Source organism: Cellulomonas sp. PS-H5 (genome assembly GCF_019265565.1).
Lineage (GTDB): Bacteria > Actinomycetota > Actinomycetes > Actinomycetales > Cellulomonadaceae > Cellulomonas.
The window spans coordinates 241,200-264,841 of the sequence record NZ_JAHVCI010000001.1 but is presented as its reverse complement, the minus strand read 5'-3'; the positions used below and the strand labels follow the sequence as shown (position 1 = coordinate 264,841).

The 23,642-nt window shown below is 76.2% G+C and carries 23 protein-coding genes and 1 tRNA gene; 3 read left to right on the top strand and 21 right to left on the bottom strand.

Features of this window, described 5'->3' with window-relative positions:
- Nucleotides 1–79: 79 nt before the first annotated feature.
- The 8 genes from J5O08_RS01160 to J5O08_RS01125 form a co-directional block, all read right to left on the bottom strand.
- Nucleotides 80–754, bottom strand: coding sequence for a DUF6518 family protein (locus tag J5O08_RS01160; protein WP_218705001.1), 675 nt, complete (start codon nt 752–754; stop codon nt 80–82).
- Between the two features lie 101 nt (nt 755–855).
- Entirely contained in the window at nt 856–1,236 is a 381-nt protein-coding gene (locus J5O08_RS01155; protein ID WP_218705000.1) for a PH domain-containing protein, read from the bottom strand.
- 82 nt (nt 1,237–1,318) lie between these two features.
- Nucleotides 1,319–1,984: a nucleoside/nucleotide kinase family protein gene (locus J5O08_RS01150; protein WP_218704999.1), complete on the bottom strand. Its 666-nt coding sequence runs from the start codon at nt 1,982–1,984 to the stop codon at nt 1,319–1,321.
- Nucleotides 1,974–2,840, bottom strand: a complete 867-nt coding sequence (locus J5O08_RS01145) for a sugar phosphate isomerase/epimerase (RefSeq protein WP_218704998.1) — start codon at nt 2,838–2,840, stop codon at nt 1,974–1,976. The genes J5O08_RS01150 and J5O08_RS01145 overlap by 11 nt, the downstream gene beginning before the upstream one ends.
- Nucleotides 2,841–2,890: 50 nt before the next feature.
- Nucleotides 2,891–3,805 carry a sugar phosphate isomerase/epimerase gene (locus J5O08_RS01140; protein ID WP_218704997.1) on the bottom strand — a complete coding sequence of 305 codons (915 nt, stop codon included), beginning with the start codon at nt 3,803–3,805 and terminating at the stop codon, nt 2,891–2,893.
- Nucleotides 3,802–4,578, bottom strand: a complete 777-nt coding sequence (locus tag J5O08_RS01135; RefSeq protein ID WP_218704996.1) for an ATP-binding cassette domain-containing protein — start codon at nt 4,576–4,578, stop codon at nt 3,802–3,804. The genes J5O08_RS01140 and J5O08_RS01135 overlap by 4 nt, the downstream gene beginning before the upstream one ends.
- On the bottom strand, nt 4,575–5,573 hold the full coding sequence (locus J5O08_RS01130; protein WP_218704995.1) for an ABC transporter permease: 999 nt from the start codon (nt 5,571–5,573) through the stop codon (nt 4,575–4,577). The genes J5O08_RS01135 and J5O08_RS01130 overlap by 4 nt, the downstream gene beginning before the upstream one ends.
- Before the next feature lie 109 nt (nt 5,574–5,682).
- Nucleotides 5,683–6,735 carry a substrate-binding domain-containing protein gene (locus J5O08_RS01125; protein WP_218704994.1) on the bottom strand — a complete coding sequence of 351 codons (1,053 nt, stop codon included), beginning with the start codon at nt 6,733–6,735 and terminating at the stop codon, nt 5,683–5,685.
- A 154-nt stretch (nt 6,736–6,889) separates the two neighbouring features.
- Between J5O08_RS01125 and J5O08_RS01120 the strand changes: the two genes are divergently transcribed.
- Nucleotides 6,890–8,047: an ROK family transcriptional regulator gene (locus J5O08_RS01120; protein ID WP_218704993.1), complete on the top strand. Its 1,158-nt coding sequence runs from the start codon at nt 6,890–6,892 to the stop codon at nt 8,045–8,047.
- Nucleotides 8,048–8,150: 103 nt separating this feature from the next.
- On the opposite strand, the gene J5O08_RS01115 is transcribed toward J5O08_RS01120, so the two are convergent.
- From J5O08_RS01115 to J5O08_RS01055, 13 genes are all read right to left on the bottom strand, one after another.
- On the bottom strand, nt 8,151–10,079 hold the full coding sequence (locus tag J5O08_RS01115) for an FtsX-like permease family protein (protein WP_218704992.1): 1,929 nt from the start codon (nt 10,077–10,079) through the stop codon (nt 8,151–8,153).
- Nucleotides 10,076–10,855 (bottom strand): ABC transporter ATP-binding protein, encoded by a 780-nt coding sequence (locus tag J5O08_RS01110; RefSeq protein WP_218704991.1) that lies wholly within the window; start codon nt 10,853–10,855, stop codon nt 10,076–10,078. Before J5O08_RS01110 ends, J5O08_RS01115 begins: the two co-directional genes overlap by 4 nt.
- Nucleotides 10,856–10,997: 142 nt before the next feature.
- Nucleotides 10,998–11,669: a response regulator transcription factor gene (locus tag J5O08_RS01105; RefSeq protein ID WP_217615104.1), complete on the bottom strand. Its 672-nt coding sequence runs from the start codon at nt 11,667–11,669 to the stop codon at nt 10,998–11,000.
- Entirely contained in the window at nt 11,666–13,018 is a 1,353-nt protein-coding gene (locus tag J5O08_RS21475) for a histidine kinase (RefSeq protein ID WP_218704990.1), read from the bottom strand. Before J5O08_RS21475 ends, J5O08_RS01105 begins: the two co-directional genes overlap by 4 nt.
- Before the next feature lie 7 nt (nt 13,019–13,025).
- Nucleotides 13,026–13,706, bottom strand: coding sequence for a TetR/AcrR family transcriptional regulator (locus J5O08_RS01095; RefSeq protein ID WP_218705029.1), 681 nt, complete (start codon nt 13,704–13,706; stop codon nt 13,026–13,028).
- Nucleotides 13,707–13,854: 148 nt separating this feature from the next.
- Nucleotides 13,855–14,553 carry a signal peptidase I gene (locus tag J5O08_RS01090; protein ID WP_218704989.1) on the bottom strand — a complete coding sequence of 233 codons (699 nt, stop codon included), beginning with the start codon at nt 14,551–14,553 and terminating at the stop codon, nt 13,855–13,857.
- Nucleotides 14,550–16,286, bottom strand: coding sequence for a hypothetical protein (locus tag J5O08_RS01085; protein WP_218704988.1), 1,737 nt, complete (start codon nt 16,284–16,286; stop codon nt 14,550–14,552). The genes J5O08_RS01090 and J5O08_RS01085 overlap by 4 nt, the downstream gene beginning before the upstream one ends.
- Nucleotides 16,283–16,984 (bottom strand): hypothetical protein, encoded by a 702-nt coding sequence (locus J5O08_RS01080; protein ID WP_218704987.1) that lies wholly within the window; start codon nt 16,982–16,984, stop codon nt 16,283–16,285. The genes J5O08_RS01085 and J5O08_RS01080 overlap by 4 nt, the downstream gene beginning before the upstream one ends.
- The gene (locus tag J5O08_RS01075; protein WP_218704986.1) at nt 16,981–17,700 is read right to left on the bottom strand and encodes a hypothetical protein; all 720 of its coding nucleotides are present in this window, start codon (nt 17,698–17,700) and stop codon (nt 16,981–16,983) included. The genes J5O08_RS01080 and J5O08_RS01075 overlap by 4 nt, the downstream gene beginning before the upstream one ends.
- A 30-nt stretch (nt 17,701–17,730) precedes the next feature.
- Entirely contained in the window at nt 17,731–18,432 is a 702-nt protein-coding gene (locus tag J5O08_RS01070; RefSeq protein ID WP_218704985.1) for a hypothetical protein, read from the bottom strand.
- A gap of 4 nt (nt 18,433–18,436) precedes the next feature.
- Nucleotides 18,437–19,126: a hypothetical protein gene (locus J5O08_RS01065; protein WP_218704984.1), complete on the bottom strand. Its 690-nt coding sequence runs from the start codon at nt 19,124–19,126 to the stop codon at nt 18,437–18,439.
- Nucleotides 19,123–19,677 carry a hypothetical protein gene (locus J5O08_RS01060; protein ID WP_218704983.1) on the bottom strand — a complete coding sequence of 185 codons (555 nt, stop codon included), beginning with the start codon at nt 19,675–19,677 and terminating at the stop codon, nt 19,123–19,125. The genes J5O08_RS01065 and J5O08_RS01060 overlap by 4 nt, the downstream gene beginning before the upstream one ends.
- 83 nt (nt 19,678–19,760) lie before the next feature.
- On the bottom strand, nt 19,761–20,414 hold the full coding sequence (locus J5O08_RS01055) for a hypothetical protein (protein ID WP_218704982.1): 654 nt from the start codon (nt 20,412–20,414) through the stop codon (nt 19,761–19,763).
- A gap of 544 nt (nt 20,415–20,958) precedes the next feature.
- Here J5O08_RS01055 and J5O08_RS21470 point away from each other — a divergent pair.
- Nucleotides 20,959–23,475 carry a LuxR C-terminal-related transcriptional regulator gene (locus J5O08_RS21470; protein WP_308281217.1) on the top strand — a complete coding sequence of 839 codons (2,517 nt, stop codon included), beginning with the start codon at nt 20,959–20,961 and terminating at the stop codon, nt 23,473–23,475.
- Between the two features lie 76 nt (nt 23,476–23,551).
- Nucleotides 23,552–23,626 (top strand) — tRNA-Gln (locus tag J5O08_RS01045).
- Nucleotides 23,627–23,642 lie beyond the last annotated feature (16 nt).

The following is a 23,642-nucleotide window of genomic DNA, read 5'->3' as shown; positions in this document are numbered from 1 at the left end:
GGGGGGCACCCGCGGGCCGGGGTCGCCCCCCCCCGCCCCGGCGTGTCGGGCAGAACGCTCCACCGATGTCCGCTCCCGGCTACGTGAGGGCCACGTGGACCGCGGCGAAGCCGGCCGCGCCCACGACCGCCGCGGCCGGGAGCCAGCGCAGCAGCGCGCCGGTCTGGCCACCGACCCGGCCGAGCAGCACCACCAGCAGGGCCGCCACCACGGCGAACACCGCCGCGTCGTCGCCGTACCGCAGCATGACCGCGTACGTCACGACCGCCTCGGCCAGCCAGCACCCCGCGAGCAGCGCCGGACCCAGTCCGCGCCACGGCCCCGCCGCCGTCCGCCAGAGCCGCCCGGCCCAGCCGAACACCGGCCCGCCGACAACGCCCGCGACCACCCACACGGCGACCGACGCCGCACCGACGGCGAACCCCCGCAGGTCGGCCACCAGGTAGTACCCGGCGACCTCGCCGGCGCAGGCGAGCAGGCCGGCGAGGGCCGCGACCCACCCGCGCCGGGCGAGCGCGCCCACCAGGAACGAGGCGACCAGCCAGGGGCTGACGGCGTTCGCCAGCCCGGCGAACCACGTCCCGCCCAGCAGCGTCTGGCCGAACGAGGTCAGCGCCCCGACCGCGAGGCCCGCGCCGACGGCGGCGGCGAGGACGGCGGGGGCGGGACGGCCGGGGACGGGGGCAGGCGCGGGCGGCCCGGGGTCGACGGGCGGGGCCGGGACGGCGCGCGGGGCGGGGACGGCGGTGCTCACGGCTCCCATCCGACCGCGCAGCGCCCCGGGTCGTCGTCCCCCCGGGGCCGGACCGCGCCCGCGCGCCCGTCCCCCTGGGGTCGGGCGCGCGCCTCAGGCGGTCAGCGCCCGCCCGAGGCGATCAGCCAGAGCACCGTGTCGTGCACGTGCCGCGCCTTGTCGTCGCCGCGGAACGTCGCCTCGTGGACCGTCGAGCCGGCGGTGATGGCGAGCGTCGCCGAGGACGCGAACTTCCCGAACATCGACTTGTCCGACACGAACGACACCGAGGTGATCGACCGGATCGGCAGCGACGTCACGGCGCTCTTGCCGCCGACGAACGACTTGTCCTGCAGGATCACGCGCAGGTTGGTGACCCCGACGAACCCCGTGCCCGCGCCGGTGCAGTCGTAGACGGCGAAGACCTGCTCGCCCTGGATGAGACCGGCCTGGACCTTCTCCAGCTGGTCGGACTTGTCGTGCGGGACGGTGGCGGTGGACATGCGGGGCGTCTCCTCGGGCTCGCGTCGGTGCGGTCACCCACCCCATCGGCGCAGGGCGCAGCGGGTTGAGCGACCGGCCGGCTCACCCGGCGGCCGGCGCCAGCTCCCCCGAGACCACCAGGTCCGCCCGGTCGCGGGTCGACTCGATCAGCACCGCGTTCCGCCCGTCGACCTCCGTGGCCCACGCCGTCGCCGCCTCGACCGTCCGGCCGTGCCGGGTGTGCCGGTCCACGAGCCGCCGCTCCCGCTCGCCGCCCGGCGTCGCGCAGAACCACGCGTCGTCAAGCGCGTCCCGGACCTGCGCCCACGGGCCCTCGTCGACCAGCAGGTAGTTCCCCTCGACGACGACGACCGCGTGGTGCGGCTCGACCGCGAGCTCGGCCGCGACCGGCTCGTCGACCTCCCGGCGGAAGCTCGGCACGTACACGGTGTGGTCGGTCTCGGCGTGCACCCGGCGCAGCAGGGCGAGGAACCCCCAGCCGTCGAAGGTGTCCAGCGCGCCCTTGCGGTCGTGCCGCCCGAGCCGGTCGAGCGTGTCGTTGGCCAGGTGGAACCCGTCCATCGGCAGGTGGACGGCGTCCGGTCCGAGCGCCTCGACGAGCCGGAGCGCGAGCGTCGTCTTGCCGGCCCCGGGGCTGCCCGCGATGCCGACGACGACCCGCCGGCCGGTGCGGTCGGCGAGCTCGCGCACCCGGGCCGCGAGCGCCCCGAGGTCCGCGACCGCGGCGCCCGCGCCCTCAGGCGGCACGGTTCGCCTCGAGCAGGCTCGTCATGTGCCGGTGGGCGTGCGCCGCCAGCGCTGGGCCGTCGCTCCACAGGTTCCGCCAGATCGCCAGGTCGTTCGACAGCGTCGGCGAGACCACCGCGGAGGAGAACGACTCGAACGTGATCGGCCCGGTGTAGTCGACGGCCGCGAGCGCGTGGAAGAACCCGGTGAGGTCGAGGTGCCCGCTGCCCAGGTAGCCGCGGTGGTTCTCCCCGATGTGCACGTAGCCGAGCCGGTCGCCGACCAGCAGCACCGGCCGCACGAGGTCGGACTCCTCGATGTTCATGTGGTACGTGTCGAGGTGGATCAGCACGTTGTCCTGGCCGATGTCGTCGGCCAGCCGCAGCGCGTCCGCGGCGGTGTTGATGACGTTGGTCTCGTACCGGTTGCAGATCTCGAGGCCGAGCGTCATCCCGCGCCCGGCGGCCTCGGCGGCGAGGTCGGTCAGCGTGGCGACGACGTTCGCGCGCCCGGCCGTCGACAGCGGCCGGCCGTACTTGCCGAGCGCGCTGTACAGCGCCCCGGTGAAGTGGGTGCCGCCGAGCTCGTGCGTGATCCGCAGCGAGTCCTGCAGCAGCGCCGCGCCCCGCTCGACGACCGCGGGGTCGTCGCTGGACACGTCGGCGTCGAAGGCGAGGCCGCGGGAGCAGACGATGCCGAGGCCGGCGGCCTCCAGCTCGGCGCGCGCGGCGACCACGTCGAGGGCCGGGGAGTCGTGCAGCGACAGCTCGAGGAGGTCGTAGCCGGCCTCGCGGGTCTGCCGGATGATCTGGGTCATCTCCGCGGGCGAGGTGCCGCCGGCGAAGACGAGGGCGTGGACGCCGAGCAGGTTGGTCATGGCGGTTCCGTTCGTCCGTGGGTGGTCGGGTGGTCGGGTGGTCGGTGGGGTCAGGCCGGCACGGGCGCCGGGGCGGCGAGCGACAGCGCCGCGGCCGCGAGCTGCGCGCGCAGGAACCGGACCGAGGTCTCCGCGATCTCGTCGGGGTCCGTCCACTGCGCCCGCCACAGCCCGATGTCGACGGCTGACGCGGGCCCGACGACGTCGCGCGCGAACGACTCGACGGTGATCGGCCCGGCGTACCCGGCGGCGAGCAGCGCCCGGAGCAGCCGGGGCCAGTCGAGCGTCCCGGTGCCGAGCGCGCCCCGGTGGTTCTCGGAGGCGTGCACGTAGCCGAGCCGGTGCCCGGCGACCGCGACCGGGGCGACGACGTCGGCCTCCTCGAGCGCGGCGTGGAAGGTGTCGAGGTGCACGACGACGTTGTCCGCGCCGACGTCCTCGACGAACGCGAGCGCCTGGGCGGCGGTGTTGAGCAGGTTCGACTCGTACCGGTTCACGTACTCGACGCCGAGGGTCACCCCCTGCGCGGCCGCCTCGTCCGCGACGTCGCGCAGGGTGGCGACGGCGCTCGCGCGGCCGGCAGCGGTCGGCGGCTCGAGGTACCGGCGCATCGCCGAGTGCGTCACGCCGCCGACGTAGGTCGACCCGATCGCCGCGGCGAACGCGACGGCCTCGGCCAGCCGGTGCCGGCCCCGCGCGACCACGGCCGGGTCCGGCGAGGTGATGTCGTCGTCCGGACCGAGGGCGAGGGACACGGCGGGGGCGATCCCGTGCCGCTGGAGCGCGGCGGCGGTGTCCCGCCAGTCGAGCACCGACCGGTCGACGGCGGGGACCTCGATCAGGTCGTACCCCGCCCGGGCGGCGGCCCCGATCGTGCGGTCCGCCTGCTGCGGCGCCCAGCCGAAGCCCCAGAGCCCGGCGTGCACCCCGAGGGGCGGCAGCCCGCCCGCGCCCGCCGCGCTCACGCGGCCTTCGCCCCGGTGATGAGCGCCACGAGCTCGTCGCCCGAGGTCTGGTCCGCGCGCCGCTCCGCCACGGCGAGGCCGGCCCGCATCACCCACACGTGCTGGGCGAGCCGCAGGACCTGGTCGAAGTTGTGGCTGATGAGCAGCACCGCGACGCCGGAGTCCTGCAGCTTGCGGATCACCGCCTCGACGCGCGCGGTCTCCTGCACGCCGAGCGCCGCGGTCGGCTCGTCCATGATGACGATCGAGCTGCCCCAGCCGGCGGCGCGGGCGATCGCGACCGCCTGCCGCTGCCCGCCGGACAGCCGGCGCACCCGGGACGTGACCGGCGGGACGTTCACGGCGAGCCCGCCGAGCAGCGTCTCGGCCTTGGCCCGCATGGCCGCGCGGTCGAGGAACCGGACGGGCCCGACGCCCTTGGTGATCTCCCGCCCGACGAAGAAGTTCTGCCAGACGGTCAGGTCCTCGACGAGCGCGAGGTTCTGCTGCACGGTCTCGATGCCGTGCGCCCGGGCGTCGAGCGGCGAGTCCAGCTGGACCCGCTCGCCGCCGAGGGTGATGGTGCCGCCGTCCGGCCGGTGGATGCCCGACAGGCAGCGCACCAGGGTGGACTTGCCGGCGCCGTTGTCGCCGATGAGCGCGGTGACCTCGCCCCGGCGCATCGTGATCGAGGCGCCCTTGAGGGCGTGCACGCCGCCGAACGACTTGGTGATGTTCTCCGCGGTCAGGACCAGGTCGACGCCCTGGTCGGTCGCGGGCACGGTGGTGGTCATCGCTTCTGGAACCTCGTGAGCAGGGCCGCGAGGACGACGACGAGTCCCACGGCGAGCGGCTGGTAGAACTGCGAGACGGCGAGCAGCGTGAGCCCGTTAGTCAGGGCGGTGAGCAGCAGCGCACCGAGGACCGGGCCGACGATCTTGGCCCGGCCCCCGGACAGGCTGACGCCGCCCAGGACGACCGCGGCGATCGAGTTGAGCAGGTAGTTCGTGTTGATCGCCGGCTCGGCCGCGCCGATCCGCGCGACCAGCAGCAGCGACGCCATGCCGGCCAGCGCGGCCGCCCAGACGTAGACGGCGATCCGGACCCGCGGCGCCTTGACGCCGTTGGCGACCGACGCCTCCTCGCTGCCGCCGACGGCCTGCACGTGCAGCCCGTACCGGGTGCGGAACATGACCACCCAGGCCAGCACGCCGACGACCAGCGCCACGATGAACGGGTAGCCGACGAAGCCGATCTTCCCGGTGGTCAGCCGGAGCAGCTCCGGGCTGAACACGCTGATCGGCTTGCCGTCCGTGAGGATCAGCGCGGCGCCGGTGGCCACGCCCAGCGTGCCGAGCGTCGCGATGAAGTCGGTGACCTTGCCCTTCGCGATCAGCAGGCCGTTCGCGACGCCGATGACCGTCGCCGACAGCACGCCCACGACCGCGGCGGGCCAGAACGGCAGCCCGGCCCGGAACGCGAGGCCGAAGCCGACCGCGCCGATCGTCATGGTCGCCGAGATCGACAGGTCGATGCCGCCGGTCGTGATCACGAACGACTGGGCCACGGCGAGGATCACCAGGATCGCGCCGGCGACCAGCATCGCCTGGATGTTGCCGAGGGTGAGGAACGTCGGGCTGAGGATGCTGAACACGACGACCAGGACGACCAGGCCGATCGGGGCGGCGTTCTCCGCCCAGAAGCTCAGGTGCCGCGCCTCGGCGAGCGCGCTGACCGCGCGGCGCGTGGGCGGGGGTGCCGACGTCGTCGGCGTTGCGGTGGTGGTCACGAGGGCTCTCTCCGGTCGGCGCCGCGGGGCGGCGGCGCGGGACGGGTGGGCTGCGGGGTGGAGCGCGCGGAGCGGCGCGGCGCAGGGGGTCGGCGCCGCCCCGCGCGGATCAGGGCAGGAGGTCGGTCAGGGGGTTGTCGAACTCCTGGAACGGCTGCGGGAACGCGTCGAGCGCCTGCTGCGCGGTGCTCGCGTCCACGAGGGCCGTGGGCGACTCGATGTCCGCGGGCAGGTCGGTGCCCGCGGTCGCGACCTCGCAGGCCTGCACACCGAGCGAACCGATCGCGTAGGGGTACTGCGCCACGGTGGCGCTCAGCCCGCCGTCGAGCACGGACTGCAGCGCGTCCTGGTTGCCGTCGACGCTCACCACGGTGATGTCGCCGGTGCGGCCCGCGTTCTCGACGGCCTTGACGATCCCGAGGCCCATGTCGTCGTTCGCGGCGAAGAAGGCCGTGATGTCGGGGTTCGCGGCGATGATGTCGGTCGCCTTGGTGAGGGCCACGTCGCGCTTCCAGTCGGCGGCCTCCTCCTGGACGACGTCGACCGAGTCGCCCACGGCGCCCTGGAACCCGTCGACGCGCGCGGCGCTGGTCACGTCGCCCGAGACGCCGCCGATGATGGCGACCTTCGAGCCGGCGGCGACCTTGCTCACCACGAAGTCGCCGGCCTTGCCGCCCGCGGCCTCGTTGTCGGTGCCGATGTAGGTGGCGATGTCGAGGTTCGCGGCCGACGCGGCGTCGGCGTCGATCGGGTTGTCGATGTTGACGATCGGGGTGCCGGCGGCTCCGACGGGGGCGAGCGCCTGGACCAGGTTGGTGCCGCTGATCGGGTTGACGACGAAGCAGCCGAAGTCCTGGCCGGCGAGGGCGGACAGCTTGTCGGCCTGGCCGGTGGTGTCGCCGATGTCGGCCGCGGCCTGCACGGTCACGTCGACGCCGTCGGTCTGCGCGGTCTCCTCGATGCCCTGCTGCATGGCCTGGAAGAACGGGTTGTCGAGGCCCTTGATGACGGCGGCGACCTTCTCGCCGCCACCGCCGGACGCGGTGGTCGAGCCGCCGCCGGAGCTCCCGCCGTCGGAGCAGGCGGCCAGCGCGAGGGCGACCGTCGCGGCGGCCGCGGCGGTGACGAGTGCGGTCCGGGACTTCGAGGGTGCGTGGGACATGGCGATCCTTGGCCTCCAGGGGCACCACTGTGTGCCCGCATCTCCGAAACTACGACCCCTTTTGACTGACGTCAACCCAAAAGTCCCGCCACTTCTCGGCAGAGTTCGCGGTAACGTGGGCCTCGACCCGACGCGCACCCCAGGAGGCGAACCGATGCCGCAGGTGACCGGCCACACGGCCGACGTGCTGGACCTGTTCCGCACGCTCGGCGCGCTGAGCCGCATGGAGGTCATCGACCAGACCGGGCTGTCCCGGTCGACGGTGAACCAGCGCCTCGGCTCGCTCGAGCGCGCCGGCCTGATCCGGGAGATCGGCGGCGCGGAGTCCAGCGGCGGGCGGCCGTCCAGCCGGTTCGAGTTCGCCGCCGACCGCGCCCGGGTGCTCGCCGCCGACATCGGCGCGATGGGGTTCACCCTGGCGGTCTGCGACCTCGCCGGCCGCCCCGTCGCCGACCTGTCCCGGGACGTCGAGGTGTGGGCCGGGCCCGAGAAGGTGCTGGCCATGGTGCAGGAGGGCTTCGACGAGCTCGCCTCGCCGGACGACGTCTGGGCGGTCGCGGTCGGCGTGCCCGGGCCGGTGGAGTTCGCGGCGCACCGCGTGGTGAACCCGCCGATCATGACCGGCTGGGACGGCTTCGACATCGCCGCCGCCTTCCAGCCCCGGTACCGCGGGCCGGTGGTGGTCGAGAACGACGTCAACGCGCGGGCCGTCGCCGAGGCGCGGCTCACCGGCGCGGACAACATCATCGGGCTCAAGGTCGGCACCGGCATCGGCGCCGGCCTGGTGTTCAACGGCAGCATCGTGCGCGGGGACAAGGGCGCGGCCGGCGACGTCGGGCACACCCGCGCCCTGCACACCGACCCCGAGCCCCGCCCCTGCCACTGCGGCAACCTCGACTGCCTGGAGACCTACGCCGCGGGCTGGGCGCTGGTCCGGCAGCTCGCGGACCTCGGGCGAGACGTGCGGCGCACGGGCGACGTGGTGGCGCTGGTCCAGCAGGGCGACATGGAGGCCGTGCGGCTGGTGCGGGCGGCGGGCCGGGCGATCGGCGAGTCGGTGGCCGGCCTGGTCAGCGTCCTGAACCCGCGGCGGATCGCGCTCTCGGGCCAGCTGGCGCAGTGCGGCGAGGTGCTGCTGTCCGGCATCCGGGAGCGGATGTACCAGCAGACGTTGCCGCTGGCGACGCGCGACCTCGTGGTCGGGCCGTCGGACCTGGGCGAGCTCGCGGGGGTGACGGGGCTGGCGCTGATCGCGATCGACACGCTGCTGGCCCCGGACTCCCTGGAGGCGGTGCTCTCGGCGACGGTGTGACGGGGCGCGATCCCCACCCGATTCTCGCGTCGCCACCCTCGGGAGCAGGTGACAGCGCGCGGATCGGGTGGGGATCAGGGTGGGCCCGGCCTCACCTCGGGCCTCAGGCCGCCCGGGCCGCCAGGCCCCCGGCCGACGGCCGCGTCGCGCGGACCGCCGCCGCGACCGGCAGCGTCAGCCCGATCAGCGCCACGACCGCCAGCAGCCCGCCCAACACCACCGGGTCGAGCACCGGCACCGGCACCCCGAGCAGCCCCTGCCCGACGCCGAGCAGCGCGGGCAGCACCGCGGCCAGCCCCACCCCGACGGCGGTGCCGGTGATCAGCGCCGACTCGGCCGCGACCATCCGGATCAGCTGCGCCCGCGTCGCGCCCGTGCGGCGCAGCAGCGCGAGCTCCGCCCGCCGGGTCCCGACCAGCCCCACCAGCGTGGTGCCGGCCGCCACCGCGACGAACGCCAGCAGCGCCAGGAGCAGCGCGGTCGACAGCCCCTGCTCCCCCGCGGCCGCGTCGCGCACCGAGGCGGCGTACCCGGCGGGGTCCGTGACGTCGAGCCCGGTCGCGGCGACGGCCGCGCGCACGTCCCCGGCCGCCGCCGGGTCGTCGGCGCGGACGAGCAGCACGCCGCCCTCGGCCCCCGCGGCGACGGTGGTCCCGGACCCGATCAGGTAGTCGCCGAGCCCGAGCCCCCGCTCGTAGACGGCGACCACCGTCAGCTCCACGGACTCGCCGCCGACCCGCACCTCGACCGGCCTGCCCAGCCCGGTGCTGCCGAGGGCCGCCTCGCTGCTCACCGCGATCGTCCCGTCCCGCCCGAGGTCGTCGAGCGAGCCGGACCGCACGTCGGGGTCGAGCAGCGTGGTCTCGGCCGGCACGGTGCGGAGCGTGGCCGGCTCCCAGGACAGCCCGTCGAGGAACGGCAGGTCCTCGTCCTCGGCGTCGGTCCGGACCTGGGCGGGCACGCCCGCGGTGACGCCCGCGGCGGCGACGCCCGGCAGGGCCGCGACCTCGGCGGCCGCCGCCTCCGGCACCCCGGCGGACCCGGGGTCCCGCGCCACGACGTCCGCGACCACCCCGTCGCGCACCTGCTGCTCGGCCGCGTCCACGATCGCCGCGTTCGCCCCGGACTGCACGGTGCCGAGCGCGAGCAGCAGCGCGAGCGGCAGGACCGCACCGGTGAGCCGCCGGGAGAACCCGCGGGCGTTGGTCAGCGCCAGCGTCGGCACGGCGCGCGACCCGCGGGTGAGCCGCAGCCCGCGCTCCGCGCCCCACCGGACCAGCAGCGGCCCGACCAGCGCGGCCGCGATCAGCAGCACGATCGCCGAGGTGGTCGCGGCCGCGGCGCCCGCGATCCCGGGCAGGGCGAACGGCACCAGCGCGGCGACCAGCCCCGCGGCGACGAGGGCGGCGGCCGTGAGGGCGCGGCCCCGCGGGATGCCCCGCGGCTCGACCGCGGCCTGCTGCACGGCGCTCGCCGGGCTCAGCCGCGCGCTCTCCCGACCCGCCAGCCGCGCGCCGAGCAGCGCGGTCGGCACCAGCAGGGCGAGCGCCCCGAGCACCGGCCACGGCGACAGCGCGGGCGCGTACCCGGCAGGCACCACCCCGCCCGCGGCCAGCACGTCGGACAGCAGCGGCGCGAGCAGCAGCCCCGGCACGGCGCCGACGGGGGCGGCGACCGCGAACACGAGCAGCACCTCCGCGGTGACCAGCTGCCGCACCTGGCCGGTCGTCGCGCCGACCGCCCGCAGCAGCGCGAACTCCCGCGCCCGCGGCCTGAGCGCTCCGGCGAACGTCGACGCCACGACGAGCAGCGCGATCAGCACCGCCGTCCCCGCGAACGACGACGCGACGGCGAGCAGCATCGACGCGGCGGGGTCGTCGGACGCCCCGGCGGCGAGCCGGGTCCCGGCCTCCACCCAGACGCCCGTCGCGGTGAGCAGCGCGGCCGCGAGCGCCACGACCAGCGCGCTGCCGGCGAGGCTGCCGCGGTGCACGCGGACGGCGGACCGGGCCATGGCCCCGACGGCGCTCATCGGCCCAGCTCGATCATCCGGGCCGTGACCTGCTCGGTCGTCGGCGCGTCGAGGTGGCCGGCGATCAGGCCGTCGGCCAGGAACAGCACGCGGTCCGCCGCCGCGGCGACGTGCGCGTCGTGCGTCACCAGCACCAGCGTCTGCTGCAGGGTCTGCGCGGTCGAGCGCAGCACCTCCAGCACCTGGTCGCCGGTGTGCGAGTCGAGCGCGCCGGTCGGCTCGTCGGCGAACACCACCGCGGGCCGGGTGACCAGCGCCCGGGCGATCGCGACGCGCTGCGCCTGGCCGCCCGAGAGCTCGCCCGGCAGCCGGTCGTCCATCCCCTCGAGCCCCACGGCCGCCATGAGGTAGCGGCGCAGGTGCGCGTCGGGCTCCCGGCCCCCGAGCAGCAGCGGCAGCGCGATGTTCTCCGCCACGGTCAGGTGCCCGACCAGGTTGTACGCCTGGAACACGAAGCCGATCCGGTCCCGGCGCAGCCGGGTCACCGCGTCGGGCGACATCGCCGTGAGGTCGGACCCGCCGACCACGACCCGCCCGCTGGACGGCCGGTCCAGGCCGGCGGACACGTTGAGCAGCGTCGACTTCCCGGAGCCCGACGGCCCCATGACGGCCGTGAACGACCCGGGGGCGAGCGCCAGGGAGACGCCCGCGAGCGCCGCGACCGTGCCGCGGCCGTTGGGGTAGGTGCGGTGGACCCGGTCCAGCAGCACGGCGGGCTCCGACGCGGTGTGCGTCGGGCTCGCGGGGCTGGTCGGGGTGGGTGCGGTGGCGCTCATGGCCGGTCTCCTCGTCTGGGGTTCTGCGTCCCCTCGACGCTAGGAATCCGGCACCCCCGCCCTCCAGCCGCCTGCGACGGAACCCGCGGGCCTGCATCCTTCGACGCAACCGCTCCCCCGCCCGGCCGACCCCGGGCGCGCGTCACCCCTCGTCGGGGACCGTGACCACCCGGTTCTGGTACGCCCAGACGACGGCCTGCAGCCGGGACCGCACCCCGAGCTTCGGCATCATCCGCGCCAGGTGCGACTTCACCGTCGACACCTCGACCACCAGCTCGGCGGCGATCTCCTCGTTCGACATCCCCTGCGCGAGCAGCCGGAGGATGTCCTGCTCCCGGGCGGTCAGCACGTCCGCTCCGCGCTGCACCGTCACCGGCTGCAGGCGGCGCCGGTCCGCGAACTCGCGCAGCACCCGGTGGGTCAGCGCCTGGTCGAGCGTGCCCCGCCCCGCGGCGACGTGCCGGACCGCCCGCACGATCTCCTCGGGCTCGGCGTCCTTGAGCAGGAACCCCGACGCGCCCGCCTCCAGCGCGCCGAACACGTAGTCGTCGAGGTCGAACGTCGTCAGCACGAGGACCGGCACCGGCCGCTCGACCTCCGGCCCGCAGAGCTCGCGGGCGACGCTGATGCCGTCCCGGCCGGGCATCCGGATGTCGAGCACCGCCACGTCGGGCTCGGTGCTGCGGGCCAGCGCCACCGCCTCGTCTCCGTCGGCCGCCACGCCCACGACCTCGAGGTCGGGCTCGGCGGCGAGCAGCGCGGACAGGCCGGCGCGCACCAGGGGCTGGTCGTCGGCGATGAGCACCCGGATCACGGGGCGTCTCCCTCGGTCAGGGGCTCGCGCGGCAGCACGAGCCGGACCTCCCAGCCCCCGTCGGGGGTCGGGCCGTGCCGCAGGTCGGCGCCCACCAGCTCGGCGCGCTCCCGCATCCCGCGCAGCCCGTACCCGGGGTGCGCGGGGTCGTCGGCGGGGACGTCGCCGGTGGGCACGCCGTTGCGCACGGTCAGCACGACGGCGTCGGCGCCCCGGTCGTCGACCGTCACCCGGCAGGCCGCCCCGGGGGCGTGCGTCCGGAGGTTCGCGAGCGCCTCCTGCACGATCCGGTACCCGGCGAGCTGGGCCAGCGGCCCGACGCGCGCGCCGAGCGCGGCGCCGTCCGCCCCGTCCGCCCCGGGCGCGCGCAGCACGTCCAGCGTCACGTCGCCGGGGGCGCCGGGCGCGGCCGCGACCAGGTCCGGCACCGCCGCGAGCGTGAGCGCCGACGTCTCCGCGCCGTCGTCCTCGCGCAGCAGCCCGACGAGCCGCCGCAGGTCGGCGAGCACCACCCGGCTCTGCTCCCGAACCTGGCGCACCCCGGCGCGCGCGGCCTCGGGGTCGGTCGTGATCTGCCGGTCGATCGCCGACGCCATCAGCGCGATCCCGGACAGGTGGTGCGCCGCGAGGTCGTGCAGCTCGCGGGCCATCGCGGTCCGCTGCTCCGCCAGCGCCGTGCGGACCCGGGCCTCCTGCTCGCCGGCCAGCGCGCGCAGCTCCCCCTCCTGCGCCGCCCGCACCGCCCGGCGCGACGACACGACCAGGGCCGGCACCAGCCCGAGCGCGACGACGGCGACCGCCTGCGCCGCGGCGGCGAGCACGAGGAGGGGGGTCCCGGGCGCCTCGACCGCCGCCGCCCCCGCGACGGCCGACGCCGCCGCCAGCAGCACCACCCCGGCGACGAGCGCGAGGCGGACCCGGGCGAGCGGCACGGTGACCGCGGCGCGGTACGCCGCGACGACGACCGCGAGCGTCAGCAGCCCGGACGCCGCGACCGCGGGCCCGCCGCCGGCGACCGCGGCGAGGAGCGGGACACCCGTGACGGCGACCAGCGCGCGGCGCGGCGCGACCCGCGCGACGGCCACCGCGCCGGCCTGCACCGCCAGGGCGACCAGGACGAGCCACCAGCCGGGCGTGCCCGCGGTCGGCACCGGGTCCGGGTCGGCGGGCTCCATCGCCGCGAGCGCCGGCAGCGCGAGCAGCCCGGCGACGCCGAGCGCGAGCGTGACCGCCGCCGCCACCACGTCCCCCCGACGGACGGTCGCGGTGCCGGGGCCGACGGGCGACGCGGCGCGCCGGGATGCGGCGGGCGCGGACGTGGTCGGCGTCGCCGCGGGCACCTCGGGCACGGCGCCCTCAGCCCTCCGGCGTCGCCGGAGCGTCGCCACCGGCCGCGCCCTCGCGGCGCGCCCGTGCGGTGGCGGTCCGCCTCCCGGCCTCGGGCGCGCTGGTCAGCCGGGGCCGGCGCTCGAGGCCGGACAGCCCGTTCCAGGCCAGGTTCACCAGCGCCGCGGCCACGTCGGCCTTCTTCGGGCTGCGGGCGTCCAGCCAGTACTGCCCGGTGAGCGCGACCATGCCCACCAGCATCTGCGCGTAGATGGGCGCGGTCCGCGGGTCGAGGTGCCGCCGCTTGAACTCGTTCGCCAGCAGGTGCTCGACCTGGGTCGCGACGTCGCCGATCAGGCTGGAGAACGTCCCCGTCGCCTGCGCGACCGGGGAGTCGCGCACCAGGATGCGGAAGCCGTCCTCGGACTCCTCGATGTAGCCGAGCAGCGCGAGGGCGGACCTCTCGACGAGCACCTTCGGGTGGCCGCCGCCGTCCAGCGCCCCGGTCAGCGCGCTCGTGAGCGCCTGGATCTCCCGGTCGATGACGACGGCGTAGACGCCCTCCTTGCCGCCGAAGTGCTCGTAGACGACCGGCTTCGACACCTCCGCGCGGGCGGCGATCTCCTCGACCGACGTGCCTTCGAAGCCCTTCTCGGCGAACAGCCGGCGGCTCACGTCGAGCAGCTGCGCACGCCGCTCGGTCGCGGTCATGCGGGCGCGCGTCGTCCGTGGCGTGCGGCGGGGCTCGGCGGTCATCGGGCCATCCTCGCAAATGCGGGCACCGGCCGGGGCGTGCGGACGCACGGGCGGGCCCGGGGAACCTCGTCCCCGGGCCCGCCCGCACCTTCCCGTGGCGCGGTCAGCGCGCCGCGTCCCCGCCGGATCGCCTCCCCCCGAGGCGGTCGACGGGGGCGGTGACGAGCACCGTCACCACGAGGAGTCCGGCGACCACCGCGACGACGTTCTGCTGGAGCAGCTGCACCAGCGTGCCGACGCCGGGGACGGTGGTGAGGACGTGGCCGACCTCGGTCACCACGTACGGCAGGAGGTCGGGGTCCCGGTTGGCGTCGCCCTGCAGCTCGAGCACGGTCGACCGGCCGTCGTCCGCGGGGGTGGTCGCCACGACGCGGTGGGTGACCAGGCCGTCGGCGTTCACCCGGGGCACGGTCACGACGTCGCCGACCTGCACCTGCTCGGCCGGGACGGTGCGGGACACCGTGAGCGACCCCACCGGGATGCCCGGCTCCATCGACCCCGAGATGACCACCGCCGGCCGGATGCCGAACAGCAGGCACAGCACGCTGACGACGATCGAGATCGTGCCGAGCACGGCGGCCACGTTCAGCACCGCCCGCTGGGTGAACCGGATCCCGGCGACCGCCCGGTCTCCGGCGCCGGTGCGCGCGGAGGTCTCGGCGCGGTGCGTGGCCACGGGGCCGGGCAGCGTGTCGGGCGCCGCGGGCACCGGGTCCGACGCCGCCGCCGGCACCGGGTCGGGCGCCGCCGCGCGCAGCGCGCGCCGGGTCACGGGGGCAGGGGCCTCGTCGAGCCGCGTCATGAGCCGAACACCTTCCTGGTCGCGGTGGCCGCCACGTTCAGCGGGGAGCCGAACGGCGACTCGAGGGTCGCGTCGTTGAAGTCGTAGACCCGGTAGCCGTGGCTCGTCTGGTTCACGCAGTTGCGGAAGTCCGAGCCGACGACGGTGCCGCCGCCGAAGGCGTACATGGTCCCCTCCTCGGCGGTCAGCCACGTCGTGCACGCCGTGCCGCCCAGGTCGGTGATGACGTCGTCCTCGTCGACGCCCCAGACGGGGGTGGCGTACCAGACGGCTCCCGCGGGCCGCAGCCCGGTGGTCGCCGTCGAGCCCTGCTGGGCGCAGTTCCCGTTGTTCCGGTCCGGGTCGGCGTACCCGCTCGTGGAGTGCGTGCCGATGGCCTGGCACCAGTTGTTCGCGCCCCAGCCGTACACCCGACCGTCGGTGGTCACGGCCTGGACCGCGGACGTGCCGGCGGAGAAGTGGTGCACCGGGATCGTCGGGCCGTTCTGCGAGGTCTGGATCAGGCCGGGGGCGTAGCCGCCGGCCGAGGCGGACGTGGAGGCGACGTACCGGCCGATGGTGGGCCAGCCGTAGGTGTCCGTCGTGGCCGCCCAGGTGTACATCTCGTGGTTCGACAGCAGCACGCGGAACGCCCGCGCGCCCGTGCTGAGCTGCCGCACCGGGCACCCCGAGGCGTCGTACGCGCGGGTGACGTCGTACTCGCCCGTGCAGACCTGCCGGCCCTTCATGTCCTGGTAGATGCGGTTGTACGTCGTCCAGTAGGCCGGGTCGCCCGCCTGCAGGGTCGTGCCGTCGGCGGCGTGGTAGACCTCGGGGTACGTCTCGAACAGCAGCGCGTTGACGCCCTGGGCGTCCAGCGGGGCGCGCTGGTTGGACATGCTGGTCTGCGTGGAGCGGCCGACGTGGGTGTCGTAGCCCCAGACGTAGACCAGGCCCTCGGTGGTCACCCCGAACGACGAGTTCTGCCCGCCGTACACCCGGTGCCAGGTCGTCGCGCGGGCACCGGCGGAGGTGCCGGGGACGATCGCCCCGCCCGACACCACGCCGACGTTGCTCGTGCCGGTGGACGAGTCCACGACGATGTTCGCGGGCAGGGGCACCGCGCGCGCCGTGCCGCCACCGACCGGGTTCGGCAGGTTCTCCCCCGCGTACCCCCAGACGTACATGGTGCCCGCGGCGTCCAGCGCGTAGATCTGGTTCTCGGACGAGGTGACGTCGACGATCGTCGGCATCGGCGCGCGGTCGGAGCCGCCGGTGGGCGAGTACTCGGTGATGGCGCGCGGGCGGTTGTTCAGCCCGGAGATGCTCCCGGCGTAGTTCGACCCCCACTGGTACACGACGCCGTCGGTGCCGAGCGCCGCGAACCAGGTGGTGGAGGCCGCCTGGGCGTAGTGGAAGTCGTTGGTCCCGCCGACCACCTTCACCGCCGGCACCGGCAGGTCGACGGCCGTGGGCGGCTGGGTCGCGCTGACGGTGGCGACGCCGGTGCCCGAGGCCCCGTTGCCGCGGAACCCGCCGAGGTAGACGGTGCCCTCGGCGTTGAACGCGGCGGTGGACGACGTCCACACCAGCTCGGGCTGCACGGCGGCCCACGTCTCGGTGGTGAGCTCGGCGACGGCGTGCGTGCGGTCGGTGTAGTCGGCGGCGGTCGCGGCCACGCCGAGCGTGACGGCGAGCGCGGTCGCGAGGCCGCCGGCGGCCACCCGCGCGCGGGTGCGGGGTGCGAGCCTCATGTCGAGGTCCCTCCGAGGGTGATCGTGACGGCGGGCGAGCCGGACGAGCGGCCGGCCAGCTCGGGCGTCGGGGCGAGGTAGAGGTGGACGTGGATCGTGACGCACGAGCCCGGGGTGCCGAGCGCGAACGCGTCCCCGTCGGCCAGCGGGTCCGCCTCCCGGGGCGTGAGCGCCCGCTCGAGGACGGCCGTCGCCTCGGCGAGCGTGACCGTGCTCGCCGCGGGGTCGGCCGGGGTGCCGAGCAGGTCGACGGTCTGCCCGTCGTCGTACAGCGCCTGGGCGGAGACCAGGATCGCGCCCGCGAGCGCCTCGTCGGTCCCGGGCGCCGCGGCCACCGTGAGGTCGAGCTGCGCGTCGAGGTGCGGGCTGTTGTTGAACACCCGGATCGGCGCGACCGCGGTCGTGCCGGGCAGGTAGCCCCCGCGGGCCTCCTCGGCGACCGCGAGCGTCATCGCGGTGCCCGGGCGCAGGGCGTGCACTGTCCCGGTGGGGATGTGCACGGTGCCGATCTGGAACGTGCTGCTCAGGTCCTGCAGCTGCAGGAACGCGTCGTCGCGGAACGACGCCGCGGTCGGCGGGACCGCCAGCACGGCGACGGCGAGCAGGCCGCCGGCGGCGAGCAGGCGACGCGGCGGGCGTCGCCGCGACCGGCCGGTGTCCGGGGCGGCGGCGTGGCGGCCGCGGGCGGGGCGGGTCATGGCAGGACTCCTTCGAGGACGACGGGGGCGCCGGCGCGGCTCTGGCCGACCACCTGGACCCCGATGTCGACCGGGAGCAGCGCGTGCTCCGTCGGCGCGGACTTGAGCATCCAGGCGCGGACCTCCACGGTGCGGGCGTCGGTGGGCGCGGTGCCGCCGCCGTCGCCGGGCGGCAGCAGGACGCCGCGCCCGTCGTTCAGGGCGGCGATCGCGGCGGCGTCCATGGGCACCGGCCCGGTGAGCACCTGGCCGTCGACGGCGACGGCGAACACCAGCGAGGTGAACGGCGTGGCGCCCTCGGTGCGGTCGGCCAGGGTCAGGGCGAGCTCGCCGGTGACGGCCGCGGCGTGGCAGACGGTGACCTGGAAGGTCGCCGCGGCCTGGGTCGGGATGCCGGTGAGCGGGACCGGGACCCGGCGGATGTTGGCCGCCGACGCCCGGTCGAGCACCAGGTGCGCCTCCTCCGCGGTGGACGCGGCGACCCGGTCCGTGCAGTCCGCGCCGACGGGCTGGCTCACCTCGAACGTCCCGTCCAGGCCCTCGACGGGCAGCTCGACGGTGTCGCGGAACGCGGCGGTGGTCGCGCCGACCAGGCCGAGCAGCCCGAGGACGGCCACCGGGGCGGCCGCGGCGCGCAGCGGCAGGGACCCGCGGGGCCGGGCACCCGCGGTGGCGCGGGCGGCGCGGCGGGTCGCCGGCGGGGTGGGCGGTGTCACGGTGACCTCCAGGTCAGGACGGACGGTCGGTCAGGTGGTGGCGACGAGGTGGGCGGTCAGCGACGCGGTGCCGCCGTTCGCGAGCTGCAGGTCGCCGTCGGCGGGCAGGCGCACCTCGAGGGTGACCAGGCGGGCGGTGCCGGCGGGCAGGGCGCCGAGCGAGATCGGCAGCTCCTCGACCGGCAGGTCGTCGGCCACCAGCACGTCGTCGACCAGCACGTCGAACAGCAGCTCGTCGAGGTAGGCGGCGTTGGACTCGCCGACCGTGGCGCGCGTGCCGTCGGCGTGCACCGCGAACGCCGACGGCGTCGGGTCGTCGAGGTCCGTGCGGGACAGCACCCGCAGCTCCAGCGTCGCGTCGAGGCTCGCCGACGCGTTGCGCACCGGGATGTCGACGGTGGCGGACGCGCCGCCCGGGCGCAGCGTGCCGTTCTGCGGGATCGGCACGGTGCCGCCCACGCCCGGCGCGGGGTTCACGGGTCCGGCGCCCTCCTCCGGGATCCGGACCCAGGTGCCGTCGTCGGACAGGTCGCGGGTGTTCTGGCTCTTGACCTCGAGGTGCAGCTGGCCCGGGGTGCCGAAGCCGGTGTCGCCGCCGAGGTTGAGCCAGGAGCGATCGGTGAAGGCGGCGGTGGTGACCAGCGCGGCGACGACCAGCACGGCCGCCCCGGCGACGACGACGCGGCGCGGGACGCCCCGTGCGGCGCGGGTCAGGGACGCGATGCGGGACATGGGGTCACTCCGGGAGGTCGGTGGCGGGGGCGTCGGACGGGGACCGGCGCCGGCGGGCGGCCAGCAGGAGGCCGAGCACCGCCAGGCCGAGGGCGAGCGCGGCCAGCGCAAGGACGGAGGCGCCGGTCACGGCGAGCACGCCGCCGGCGGCCGGCGGCTCGGGCGCCGGGACCACGGGGGCGACCGGGACGTCCTGCGTGGCGACCAGGGACAGCAGCAGGGTCAGCCCCTGGCCCTGCAGCGCGTCGCCCGCGGTCGCGGGCAGGGTCGCGGTCCCGTGCAGGTGCAGCGGCTCCGGACCCAGCACGCCCAGCGCGATCGGGGTGGCGGCGAGCTCGGCGGCCGTGCCCTCGGCGAGGACCCGGCCGGCCCCGTCCGACAGCGCCAGGACCAACGAGTCCGGGCCGGCGGCGAGCGGGCCGGTGCCCCCGTCCACGAGCAGGACGAGGTCGCTCGTGGTGCCGGGGCGCGGGATCGCCGTGAGGTCGAAGGCCGTGCTGTGACCCGGGTAGGGCACGCTCACCTGAGCGGTGCTCGTGGCGCCCTGGACCAGCGGCAGCACGGGGTCCGCCGCGGTCGGGGCGGCCACGGCCGGGGCGACGGCGACCAGGGACGCCAGGAGGGCGAGCAGCCCGGCGAGCAGCCCGGCGAGCAGGGCGGCGGCGGCGCGGCGGCCGCGCTGGACGCGGGTCATCGGGTCGTCCCCTCGATCACGACCTGCACCCCGGTGCGCACGCCCGCCCAGCGGTCGTCGCCCGTGGCGGGGGTCTGCACGCGGATGTCGAGCACCCGGTGGCCCTGCCGGTCGGCGGGCAGGTCGCCCGGCAGCACGGCCAGCACCTCGGGCGCGGGGCCCTCGGCGAGCACCACCCCGTCCTCCGCGATCTGCACGTGCAGGGCGTCGAACAGGTCCGGCGCGTCCACGCTCGGGTCCGGGTCGGACAGCGTCACGACCGCGCCCGCGGGCACGCCCGCGGTGTTGCGGACCGCGACGCGGACGTCCACCGTGCCGCCCGGCGCCGGCGTGTGGTCCGGCACCTCGACCGTCACCGGCCGCGTGCTCGGGTGCCAGTCCTGCTCGACCGGCTCCCAGCCGGCCGTCGCGCTGCCCGCCGCCTCGAGCGCGAAGGTCACGCCCGTGAACTCCACGGCGGTGTCGCTGCGGTGCACGACCTGGGCCGCGGTCAGCGCGACCAGCAGGCCCAGCGGCACCGCGAACGCGGCGGTGCGTCGGTACGGGGACATGTCCGTCCTTCCTCGGGGTGTGGCGGGCGGGGGCGGGGGGGGGGGGGGGGGGGGGGGGGGGCCCCCCCCCGCCGCCGGCGGCGTCAGACGGACGAGCCGTCCAGGACCGCCTGGATGAACGCGCCCTTGCCGGAGAGCGTGTTGTCCTCCCACGCCGCGCCGGAGTCGGCCTGCGACAGCAGGCGGATGCTCAGCGAGACGGTGGTCTCCTCCTCGGCCGCCAGGTCGTTCAGCGCGAGCGCCGAGACCTCGGCGTAGGTGAGGTCGGTGTGGGTCACGGGCGCGCCGAGCTGGGTCGCCGGCATGGCGACGTCGAACCGCAGGCTCGCCAGGTAGTCGGCGTCCGTGACCTTGCCGGCCTCCACGTCGTCCGCGATCTGCGCGAGCGAGATCGCGAGCGACGACGTGAAGTGCGCCGAGTCGTTGCGCACCGGGATGTCGATGCCGATGGCCTCGGAGCCCGGGAACAGCGACTGGGCGCCCTCGAGGAACACCGGCACACCGATCGGGTCGTCGGCCTCCTGCCAGCCCTCGACGAAGCGGCCCTCGGCGTCGGTCGCCCCGACCTGGATGTTGTAGGTCGAGTCGGCACCGCCGATGCCGTTCGCGCCGCCGAGGTTGAGGAACGCGTTGTCGGTGAACGCGGCCGTGGTGATCAGCGCCGCGACGCCGGCCAGGGCGCCCCAGGCGACGAGGCCCTTGCGGCGGCGCTTGCGGTCGTGGGTCTGCGTGGTCATCTGGATCCTTCGGGAGACGGGCCCGTCGGTCGGGCACCTGGATGGGCTTGCCGAACCAGGTTGGCGAGGGCGCGGACTCACGGAACCGGCGCCTGCACGGCGTGTAGGGGGCCGCGCGACCCGGGTCCGGGACCCCGCCTGGGACTCGCGTCACCGCAGGCCAGCGGGCTGCGACGCCACGTCGCGGCTGTCCACCGGGACGGCGGCGAGCTCATCGAAAGTCGTGTAGGACGTTGGGCCCAGATGTGAGTCGGGGGCGGCGCTCGGCCGTGCGGCACGCACGCAAACGGCCCCCAGAAACCACCGCCACCGCCACCGCCGCACACCACCCGACGAGCCCGGCGTCGCAAACCCGGACGCACCGGACGTGCGCGGCGGCCCGGTGCACGGCACCCACTCACACGATCGCGCGCGCACCACCCAGTTCCGCGCGCCGGTCGCGCACCTGCCGCACGGCCGCACCGTGGAAGTGGTCGCCCGACGCGGGAGTGCGTAGGGACCGCGGAGCAGGGTCCCCGATATGGTGAGACGAAGCGGACCTGCGGTGAACTGTCAGGGGGCGGTCGGGACGAGCGCGGAGCTGCGGCGCTGGCTGGCGCTGGGTCGGGACGTCGTCCTGCGCGGCGACCACGGCGCGGGCAAGTCGACCGCCCTGAAGGGGTTGCGCATCGACCTGTCGGGCCGCAGACGCCCCGGCATCGTCGTCCGCGGGGTGGGCCCCGGCGACTACGCGACGCTGCTCGACCACCCCGCGCTCGACGTCGACGAGCCCGGCGAGCGCGCGCTGCTGTCCTGGCTGGTCGACGAGCTCGCCGCGCCGCGCAGCGTGCTCATGCTCGACGACCTCGACCGGGTGGACGCCCGGTCGCTGCGCCTGGTCGACCGGGCGCTGCGCCGCACCGGCGCCTCGCTCGTCGCCACGACGACGGCGAACCCGCTGCGGCTGGAGGTCCCCGAGGGGCGGGCGCTCCTCGCGTCGCGCGCACCCGCCGCGCTGCGGGTCCGGCCGCTGGACCTCGCGGCGGTGTCGACGATGCTGAGCGCCGTCCTCGGCGGGCCGGCGGACACGGGGCTCACCACCGCCGTGCTCGCCCAGAGCGGCGGCAACCCCGGGGCGATCACCGCGCTGGTCGCCGCCGCGCGCGCGAGCGACCTGCTGCGCCGCACGGACGGGCACTGGTCCGCGGAGGGCCGGCTCGCCGACGTGCCCGCCGACGCCCTCGCGTTCCAGTTCCTCGGCGGCCTCCGGGACGAGCTCGTCGACGCGCTGCACCAGATCGCCGCGATCGGACCCGTGGGCGCCGACGAGGCGATGCGGATGGTCGACCCGGCCGTCCTGCACGACCTCATCGACCGCGGCCGCCTGGTCAACCACCCCGTCGCCGCCGCCGGGGACGTCCTGGTCGTGGCGCCGCCCGCGCTCGCCCGGGCGCTGCGCCAGGGGGTGAGCATCGTCGAGCGGCGGGGCGCCGCGGCCCGGGCGAGCGCGGACGTCGGCCGGCAGCTCGAGCCCGTGCTGCTCCGCGAGGACGACCTGCACGCGCTCATCGACGCCGACCTCAGCGAGCAGGAGGGCTTCCTGCGCTGGTCCACCGAGCTCGCCGGCCTGGTGCACGAGCAGGAGCAGATCGCCGAGAGCCTGGCGCGCGCGGCGTGGCTGGCGGACAGCTCGGTCGCGCACGCCAACGACTACCTCGCGCTGCTGATGCTGCGGTACGCGACGACGCAGATCGACGCGGTGTTCCGCGCCACCGAGCTCTCGCCGCAGGACACCGCCGCCGAGCGGCTGACCTTCCGCTCGTACCAGCTCTACTGGCTCAACGCCCAGGGCGTGGGCGAGGACCTGCTGCGCACCGTCACCGCGGGGTGGGGCGACGAGGCGCGGTCGCTGGTCGACGTGCAGGGGCTCAAGGACCGGGCGGTCGCGGCCGTGCACCGGGGCGAGCCGGTCGGGTCCGTCCTCACGCCGGAGGCGGTCCGCCACGAGGACCCGGTCGTGCAGGGGCGGCGGGCGATCGCGCTGGCGGCGGCCGCGATCGAGGTCGGGCAGCCCGGCGTCGCGCTCGCGCTGTGCGAGGGCCACGGCGACGTGGCCGTGTCCGTCACCAGCCGGCACCACCTGAACGCGCTGCGCGTGCTCGCCCTCGTCGTGCTCGGGCGGACCGAGGAGGCCGAGCACGACGCCCGCGCGCACCTGTCCGCGGCGTACGACGCGTACGACACCCTCGGCATCCGGCTGCACGCCTGCGTGCTCGCCGAGGCCCTGTCCTTCCACGGTCAGCTCGCGAGCGCCTGGCGGGTGCTGAGCACCTCCCTGCTGCTCGGCCACGCCGGCCCGCTCGACGAGACCTTCTACCGGCGCGGGCTGACGATCGGCACGCTGCTGCAGGCCAACGCGGGGCATGCGACGCTGTGCGCCGCGCTGGTCCGCGAGCTCGACGTCACCGCCCGCAGCTCCCGGTCGCTCATCAGCTCGCTGCACGCGCTCGCGCTCGCCGCCGACGCCCGGCGGTCCGGTCACCCGGACGCCGCGGAGATCGGCTGGCAGGCCGGCGAGCAGTACGCCGCGGCCGGGCTCGTGTACCCCGCGCTGCTCACCTGGGCCTACTGCCTGCCCTCGCTCGGCCGGGAGCGGGCGCAGCGGGTGCGCGAGGTCTGGTCCCGCGCGCACGTCCCCCTCCTCGACCCCTACCTCACGCTCCAGGTGGCGATCGCCGAGCGCGACGTCGAGGCGGCGCGGTCGGTGATCGCCGACGTCGACCCCGCGGTCGCCCCCAGCCTCGTCCGGGTCGCCGCCGAGGTGCTCGGCGTCGGCAGCCCGGAGGGAGCCGGGCACCAGGAGGACGAGGCGCAGCAGCGTCCGGCGGAGCCGCTGTCCGCCCGCGAACGCGAGATCGCCCGCCTGGTGCGCTCCGGCCTGGCCAACCGGCAGATCGCCGAGCACCTGCACATCAGCGTGCGGACCGTCGAGAACCACGTCAGCCGGGTGCTGCGCAAGCTCCGGCTCTCGGGGCGCGCGGAGCTGAGCGCCTGGAACGACGACGGGCCCGCCGTCGCCTGAGACGCCCCCGCCGTGTGACGGGCACCCGCCGCGGGCTGGCAGACTGGCGGCCGACGCGGGGCGTGCCGCCCCGCGGTCCGCCCTGGTGTAACGGCAGCACGCAGGCCTTTGGAGCCTTGAGGTCCGGGTTCGAATCCTGGGGGCGGAGCCACCGGTCGAGTACCCTC

Coding starts and splice junctions, on each gene's coding strand:
- J5O08_RS01155 (WP_218705000.1), bottom strand. CDS start 1,236: ATGTCCACCGCCACCGTCCCGCACGACAAGTCCGACCAGCTGGAGAAG.
- J5O08_RS01145 (WP_218704998.1), bottom strand. CDS start 2,840: ATGACCAACCTGCTCGGCGTCCACGCCCTCGTCTTCGCCGGCGGCACC.
- J5O08_RS01135 (WP_218704996.1), bottom strand. CDS start 4,578: ATGACCACCACCGTGCCCGCGACCGACCAGGGCGTCGACCTGGTCCTG.
- J5O08_RS01125 (WP_218704994.1), bottom strand. CDS start 6,735: ATGTCCCACGCACCCTCGAAGTCCCGGACCGCACTCGTCACCGCCGCG.
- J5O08_RS01120 (WP_218704993.1), top strand. CDS start 6,890: ATGCCGCAGGTGACCGGCCACACGGCCGACGTGCTGGACCTGTTCCGC.
- J5O08_RS01115 (WP_218704992.1), bottom strand. CDS start 10,079: ATGAGCGCCGTCGGGGCCATGGCCCGGTCCGCCGTCCGCGTGCACCGC.
- J5O08_RS01110 (WP_218704991.1), bottom strand. CDS start 10,855: ATGAGCGCCACCGCACCCACCCCGACCAGCCCCGCGAGCCCGACGCAC.
- J5O08_RS01095 (WP_218705029.1), bottom strand. CDS start 13,706: ATGACCGCGACCGAGCGGCGTGCGCAGCTGCTCGACGTGAGCCGCCGG.
- J5O08_RS01090 (WP_218704989.1), bottom strand. CDS start 14,553: ATGACGCGGCTCGACGAGGCCCCTGCCCCCGTGACCCGGCGCGCGCTG.
- J5O08_RS01085 (WP_218704988.1), bottom strand. CDS start 16,286: ATGAGGCTCGCACCCCGCACCCGCGCGCGGGTGGCCGCCGGCGGCCTC.
- J5O08_RS01080 (WP_218704987.1), bottom strand. CDS start 16,984: ATGACCCGCCCCGCCCGCGGCCGCCACGCCGCCGCCCCGGACACCGGC.
- J5O08_RS01070 (WP_218704985.1), bottom strand. CDS start 18,432: ATGTCCCGCATCGCGTCCCTGACCCGCGCCGCACGGGGCGTCCCGCGC.
- J5O08_RS01065 (WP_218704984.1), bottom strand. CDS start 19,126: ATGACCCGCGTCCAGCGCGGCCGCCGCGCCGCCGCCGCCCTGCTCGCC.
- J5O08_RS01060 (WP_218704983.1), bottom strand. CDS start 19,677: ATGTCCCCGTACCGACGCACCGCCGCGTTCGCGGTGCCGCTGGGCCTG.
- J5O08_RS01055 (WP_218704982.1), bottom strand. CDS start 20,414: ATGACCACGCAGACCCACGACCGCAAGCGCCGCCGCAAGGGCCTCGTC.